Origin of the sequence: Bartonella sp. AP19HLJMH (assembly GCF_042196245.1) — a bacterium.
In the GTDB taxonomy this organism is placed as follows: domain Bacteria; phylum Pseudomonadota; class Alphaproteobacteria; order Rhizobiales; family Rhizobiaceae; genus Bartonella.
On sequence record NZ_JBHIPX010000029.1, the window covers coordinates 1 to 7,892 of the forward strand.

General features: G+C 35.3%; 1 protein-coding gene and 1 pseudogene. One reads left to right on the forward strand and one right to left on the reverse strand.

Features of this window, described 5'->3' with window-relative positions:
* Positions 1-359: pseudogene (locus tag ACFINR_RS08820) on the reverse strand (ShlB/FhaC/HecB family hemolysin secretion/activation protein); the annotation flags it as partial.
* Between the two features lie 816 nt (positions 360-1,175).
* Here ACFINR_RS08820 and ACFINR_RS08825 point away from each other — a divergent pair.
* On the forward strand, positions 1,176-6,143 hold the full coding sequence (locus ACFINR_RS08825; protein WP_375654121.1) for a DEAD/DEAH box helicase: 4,968 nt from the start codon (positions 1,176-1,178) through the stop codon (positions 6,141-6,143).
* Positions 6,144-7,892 lie beyond the last annotated feature (1,749 nt).

Below are 7,892 nucleotides of genomic sequence, written 5' to 3' on the forward strand. Positions count from 1 at the left end.
TCTGTTACGGCTGATATAGAGCGCTTTTTGACATGGTGCACTCCCTCAACAACAACAGCATGAATTGGAAAACATTGTTTCCCACCCAAAAGCGTTTCTGGATTTTGCTCTGAAGGCGTCTTGATCCTTTTAGGCGTTAAAGACCGTAATTTCTCAATTCTTTCTAATTGCTGCTTCTCAGATTGTTGGCGAGAAAAATTATCTGTTGGGGAATGAAAAATAGCTGAGGAGCGCGCATAAACATTTACACCTGTAAACAAGCCAAAGAAAACAACAATGGCACGAAAAATTCTCAAAAGAGAACTTTGGCGTAAAAATATCAATAACAATACAGATTGCCCCCGCTTTGCATTATCCATGAAGCACTCTTTAAAAAAACTTCATGGAACCTCTAACAAGTCCACTCAAAACAGCCACTGCCCTATAACGCTTTTAACAAAAGCACATGCCTCTGTGACCAAAAAAGTGACACCCAAAAACTGCTTTATTTTACAAAAACCACTTTATTTTAACTGCTGAAGATCTCTCCCCCACATTTCTATGGAAAAACCTCTAAACAAAACTGTTTAGCCCGTCAATGGTTAATACATCAATATCCCCATAAATATAAAGGATAAATTTGCTCAACCATATCCCCTTGCATTCATAGAGTGAACCTTCAAAGGACGCCTAATCTATGAGTTTCGAATGGTTTTGAGTATTTTGAGGGTTCCTTTTACCCCCCCGTTATATATTTTTTTCAATCGAAAATTAAAAACATTATATTTCAATATGTTAGTATTTTAATGATACTAACCTATATCGACAATACAACCTTAAATACAATCCATAATATATATTTGTCAGTTTGTGTCTGTAAATTAAACTGACAAAATAGACTATTTTAGTGACTCATAAAACCTATCAAAATACTCATTATGATATTTTAAAAGCACATATCAAATTTGTCTTTTTTCCATAAAATAAACAGCAAATTTCACTACTTTGCTGATCTTATCCTATGCCATGGGCTGTGGATAAGTACCTTTAAAAACCCTTTTGAAAAAAATTTATCCGTTTTTTCGCATTTTTCTGCATTTTTTTCACCATTTACTCAAAATGGATTTAATAAGCTTCGTTTTGATTCTTTTGATAAGAATTAACCCTCTCATATGAAAACGGAGCCCTGTTGTAATATGCATCACTTTAATAAGTATGATAATGAACATGTCACTTTACGCTCTCTCTTAGAATATTATCGTCAACAAGCAAAATCACCCCGTGAATTGGGAACCATGTTTGAAAACCTTGTCATGGCTTATTTGACAAACGACCCTTTACAAAAGCAAGAATACGAAAAGGTTCAAACCTATTTGGAATGGGCTAAAGAGCATGGAGAAGATGGAACTGATATTGGCATTGATCTGGTCGCTACAATCCGTGATGAAGGAGGCTATGCTGCCATTCAATGTAAATGCTATGATGCCTCTCACATAATTAAAAAAGAAGATATTGATAGTTTTATAGCAGCGTCTGGCAAAAAGATCTTCACCCGTCGTATTCTGGTTGATAGCACTGAAACAGATTGGAGTGACAATGTTGAACTAACTTGTGAGGGGCAAGAGGTTCGTATTCAACGCATAAACCTTTTTGATTTGGAAAGCAGTCAAATCGATTGGGGGGCGTATAAAGAACAAGGACAAGCCGTTCTTAAAGAGCAACCCAAAAAAAAGCTTTTAGATCATCAAAAAGAAGCCCTTGAGAAAGTCTGTGAAGGTTTAAAAGAAGCAGACCGTGGCAAGCTTATTATGGCATGTGGTACGGGCAAGACTTTCACCAGTTTGAAGATAGCAGAAACCATAGCAGGTCAAGGCAAGCGTGTTTTGTTTTTGGTGCCCTCCCTTGCTCTTATCTCTCAAACAATCCGTGAATGGACAGAAGATACAGAAGTGCCTTTGCGTTCCTTTGCCGTGTGTTCCGATACACAAGTAGGAAAACGTCGTAAGAATAATAAAAATGATGCTCTTGAATTTGATAGCTCTGATCTTGCCTTGCCTGCTACCACGGATGCAAAAGAACTGGCTAGTAAAGCGAGTAAGGTTTCACATAATCTGATGACCGTGGTCTTTTCCACTTATCATTCAATCCAAGTGATTTCGGATGCACAAAAAGACCATGGTTTACCCGAATTTGATTTGATCATTTGTGATGAAGCGCATAGAACCACTGGGGCTTCATTGGGAACTGAAGACAATGAATCTGAATTTATCAAGGTTCATGATAACAACATCATTCGAGGCAAAAAACGCCTCTATATGACAGCAACGCCCAAGATCTTTACCGATGATGCCAAAAAGAAAGCCAATGAAATCAATGCCGTTCTAGCATCTATGGATGATGAAGAGCTCTATGGAAAAGAGCTTTATACCTATACTTTCTCAAAAGCCGTTCAGAATGAACTTTTAGCACCTTATAAGATTATTGTTTTGGGTGTTAATGAAGAGGAAGTAAGTCAATCCATTCAACATCTGATGACCGATGAAAATTATGAACTTATTCTTGATGATAAAACCAAGATCATAGGTTGTTATCAAGCCCTTGCTAAAATAGATCTAAAAGTTGATCTAAGTGATGACCCCAATCCCATGCGGCGGGCTTTAGCATTTTGTAAAGATATCAAGACTTCTAAACGCATTCGTAAAACCTTCAATTCTGAAGAAATACAAGAAGAATTATTTAATCTTCATCAACTCTATAAAGATACCCCGCCTCTTCACTGTACCTTTGATCATATTGACGGAACACAAAGTGCCAAATCACGCAATAAAGCCCTTGATTGGCTTAAGGAAGATGTGGGGGAAAATACTTGCCGTGTGCTCACCAATGTAAGATGTCTGTCTGAAGGGGTGGATGTACCCGCTCTTGATGCCATTATGTTTTTACACCCGCGTAAAAGTTATGTGGATGTCATACAGGCGGTGGGGCGTATCATGCGCCGTGCAAAGGGCAAGAAAAGAGGCTACATCATTTTACCCGTTGGGATCCCTGCTGGGGTTTCTGCTGAACATGCTTTACGCTACAACAAGAGATACAAGGTGGTCTGGCAAGTGATCAATGCTTTGCTTGCTCATGACGAGAATTTTGAAATCACCCTTAACCAGATGATTTTGGGGCAAGATGTTAGTGATTCTTTGGAGATTGTCGCCTTAAAGAGCATGACCGCGGTTGAGGATAAACTTCATATCCATGAAAAATCAGAACATATGGGACTTGAGATTGGAAAAGCCGCTCATGAACCACAAATTATTCATAGCGTAACAGGAAGATTACCTTTTTATAAAGAGTTTCCCAATGCTTTGAAAACCCTTATTGCAAAGAAATTTGCTATTGCGGATTATTGGGAAAATTGGGCGGGCAATGTTGCTGAGATTGCACAAAACCATATCACACATCTCCAAAACCTGCTTGCTGATGAAACCAGTGAAGCCTTTCATGCTTTTGATGTCTTTCATAAAGAACTAAAGAACAACTTAAACAGTGAAATCACGCAAGAGGAAGCGATTGAGATGTTAGCGCAACATCTTGTCACGCGTCCCGTATTTGAAGCTTTATTTGACGGTAATGAATTTGTACAGAACAATGCCATTTCACAAGCAATGGAAAAAATCTTAACAGAACTTGATAAAACCAATATCGAGGAAGAATCCAAGGAATTACAAGAATTTTATAACAGTGTAAGGCTTCGTGCTTCTGGGATTACCACACCACAAGCAAGGCAAAATCTTATTATTACGCTTTATGAAAGCTTTTTTGCCAAGGCATTTAAGAAAACCACGGATAGGCTTGGGATTGTTTATACGCCCGTTGAGGTTGTTGATTTTATCATTCATTCTGTTGATGATGTGTTGCGTAATGAGTTTGGCAAAAGCTTGGGGTCACGTGGTGTGTCTATTCTTGACCCTTTCACTGGAACAGGAACCTTTATCACACGGCTTTTACAATCAGATCTCATCAAACCAGAGGATATGGAATATAAATTCCGTCATGATATCCATGCCAATGAGATTGTTTTGCTTGCCTATTACATAGCAGCGATTAACATTGAATCGACCTATCATAGTTTGATGAAAGAGAATTATATCCCATTCAAGCATATTGGTTTGGCTGATACGTTTCGGATGCTTGAAAAACAAGATTTGATGAAAGGTTTACTAGAGGAAAACAGTGAATATTTAGAGCATCAAAAAAAACTGGATATTAAAGTTATCTTTGGTAACCCTCCTTATTCGGTAGGACAAAAGAATGAAAACGATAATAATCCCAATATATCTTATCCCATATTAGATGATCGTATTCGTGAGACTTATATAGCTAAATCGAAAGCAACTAGTACGCAAAAGTTATATGATAGTTATATCCGCGCTATCCGCTGGGCTAGTGACCGTATTGATAATGCTGGGGTAATCGGCTTTGTCACAAATGCCGGTTTTATTACTGGACATTCTATGGATGGTTTACGCAAATGCCTCGTTGAAGAATTTAGCAGCCTTTATATTTTCCATTTACGGGGGAATGCACGGACTTCTGGAGAACAACGTAAAAAGGAAAGTGGTGGCATTTTTGGTGAAGGATCTCGTGCCCCTATAGCGATTTCTATTCTCGTAAAAAATACAAATGCACAACAGCATGGTAAGATATATTTTCGTGATATTGGCGATTACCTCACAAGAGAAAAAAAGCTTACGATAATTGAATCCCTTGGAAGCATTGATGGTATTACACGGAGCAAACAAGGTTGGCAAATAATTACACCAGATAAGTACAGTGATTGGCTTGATCAACGTGATGACAGTTTCAAAACATTCTTAGCTATGGGTGTCAAAAAGGGGCATGATAAAAAGCTCTTTGAAACTTATTCTCTTGGTGTTTCAACCAATCGTGATGCTTGGACGTATAACTCAAGCCGTGAATCTGTAAAGAAAAATATGAATAACATGACTGCCTTCTATAATAATGAGGTAAAACGTTTAAATAATACCTATTCACATGCTGATCGTACAGCACGTGCAAAAGTCGTGAATGATTTCGTCAATTCCGATGTAAGAAAGATTAGTTGGAGCAGTACTCTTAAGAGAGAATTATTAAGAGGTAAATTTTCCGAATTTGAAGATAAATGCCTTATTCAAAGCCTATACCGTCCTTTTACACAACAATGGCTTTATTACAATAGCGTCTTTAATGAAGCAGTTTATCAAATGCCGCGTATATTCCCGATAAGACAAGCGGTTGATAATAAGGTGATACAAATTACAGGTATAGGAGCAAAGAAAGACTTTTCTGTATTGATGACTAAAGCTTTGCCTAATTTAGATTCAATAGAAAAAGGTCAATGTTTTCCACGCTATATTTACGAAGATACTACGGTTTCAAAAAGTAAAAGTGAGAAACAATCCCATTTATTTACAAATTCTATAGAGGAAAACAAAACAGCTGGTTTACAACGCCGTGATGCCATTACTGATGAAGGATTAGCACATTTTAAAGCCGCTTATCCTAATGAAACCATAACAAAAGATGATCTATTCTATTATGTTTACGGTCTACTTCATTCAGAAGATTACCGTGCTCGTTATGCGCATAATTTATGTAAAGAATTGCCTCGTATCCCTTGTGTAAAGAGCACTGAAGATTTTTGGAAATTTGTAACAGCAGGGCGTGAACTGGGTCATTTGCACGTGAATTATGAGACTGTAGAGCCTTATCCCGTGATCTTTAAAAAGGGTAATCCAAAACAAACAGAGATCTCTAATCCCGAAAAATTCTATTATGTAACTGAAATGAAATTTGCAAAAATTAAGAATAGTAAGGAAAAGGATAAATCTACAGTTATTTACAACAGCAATATCACAATAACAGACATCCCTCTTGAAGCTTATGAGTATATCGTTAATGGTAAACCCGCTCTTGAATGGGTTATGGAGCGTCAATGTGTAAAGACTGATAAAAAGAGTGGTATTGTGAATGATGCCAATCGCTATGCTGTTGAAACCGTTGGCAACCCTGCTTACCCATTGGAGTTGTTTCAAAGGGTTATTACGGTAAGTTTAGAAACCATGAAAATCGTTAAGAACTTACCCAAATTGGTATTAAGAGAAACTGAATAACTTATAAAGATGCTCATATAATGGGTATGATAAACGCATAAGGGGTATAGAGCTTATAACCATAATCTATACCTCTTTGTTAAGTTGATTAGATACAATCCTAATATGCGTTATTCTAAAAATAAGGCTTTGTACTTTTAAATACTCTTATTTTGATTGCTTTAAGACTTTTAAGAAATCCCATCTTAAAGTGAATAGGCTTCTTTTACATTGCCTTTAAAAGATTATACCGTAATCTAAAATGATAGCTTTATCCTTTTCAAAAGCTTTGTTTAAAGAGAGTTATGTATATTCATTTTACTTATAGGTTTTGTAGGTTCTTAAACCCCCCAAAACCCTTACAAAACATACATCATTAGTTGAATTTATAGGTTGTGTTATCAATATGGGTTGTTTTTTAAAGGTCTGTAAAATCTTAACATATTGAAAAATAACGTTTTTGCTTTTTATCGTTTTTTTACATAATAGCAGCAACCCTCAAAACTCAAAACCCCTTCAAAACTCATAACCATAATGATTTTGATAGCATTTCATATGAGTTACAAGCTATCTTTTGAAAGGCTTTAAAGGGTCATACGCTTTTCATAAGACACGTTTTAATGACTCACTAAAATGATCACTTTTGTCAGTTCAATTTACTGACACATAACTGACAAATATATATTTACAGTTGTATTTATGGGGTGCATCTTAATAAGGGTTGTATCATTAAAATACTAACATATTGAAATATAATGTTTTTAATTTTTCTCATTAAAAAAAATAATAGAGGGTCTAAAAGGAACTGACAACACTGACACAGTCTATTAAAAGGGATTTTGCTAATCTTTATAATTATCAATCTCTCTTTAGATATTTTCATAAGTGTTTTCATAACAGTCTATAAATTACAATTATCATATAGCCTATTTATCATTTCTCTTATGAACATGAAAAATGATGCCATGGCTATAAAGAACATAACAGCTATAGAGAAAGCAAAAATGCAAATGAAAGCATTTGTTTATAAAGACAGTCCCTATAAAGGCTGTTAAGTCTAAAATGTGTTATTAAAAGAAATTAACAGAAATCTTAAAAGCCATTTAGTGACAAAATTGATAGGTTATAAAGTTTAAAATACGCATAATGAGAGCGTTTCTAAATATTATAAATGTATAGATTCAGAAAATAACGCAATCGTTTAATAAAACCTATAATATATCTTTAAAAGCACATAAATATAAAAGAAGCAATTAATAAGCATAAGATATTATCAATACATAACGTATTTAAAAAATAAGAAAAAATATCAAAAAAGATAAAATATTATTTGACAATAAATACGTATTTTGCTATATAAATAATCAAGTGCTTAACAACACTAAACAGTAAGCGAATAGGTTGCGATAAACCTAATCCTATTAAAAACTGACTATCTTTTATGCTTTTGTTAGCATATATAGTGATTTTGTCGGGTGTAGTTACACCATACAATACCCATTTATGGGAAAAGTGTAACGACGGACTTACTGCCGTGTTTGTTAGCACCCGGCGCCTCTATAGAGATGCCAATAACAAACATTTAATCAGTAAGGTTTTAATTATGAAAAATATATCAAAAAACACCCCCGTTATCTCTAATATTTCAAATGAAACCACGTCTGTTAATCAACAAGAGCCTGCAAAAAAATATGAATTTATTGATGATTGTGAATATATCGATGGTCATTTCTTAACTCGAATTAGAGCCTTAAGAGATTTTGATGATGT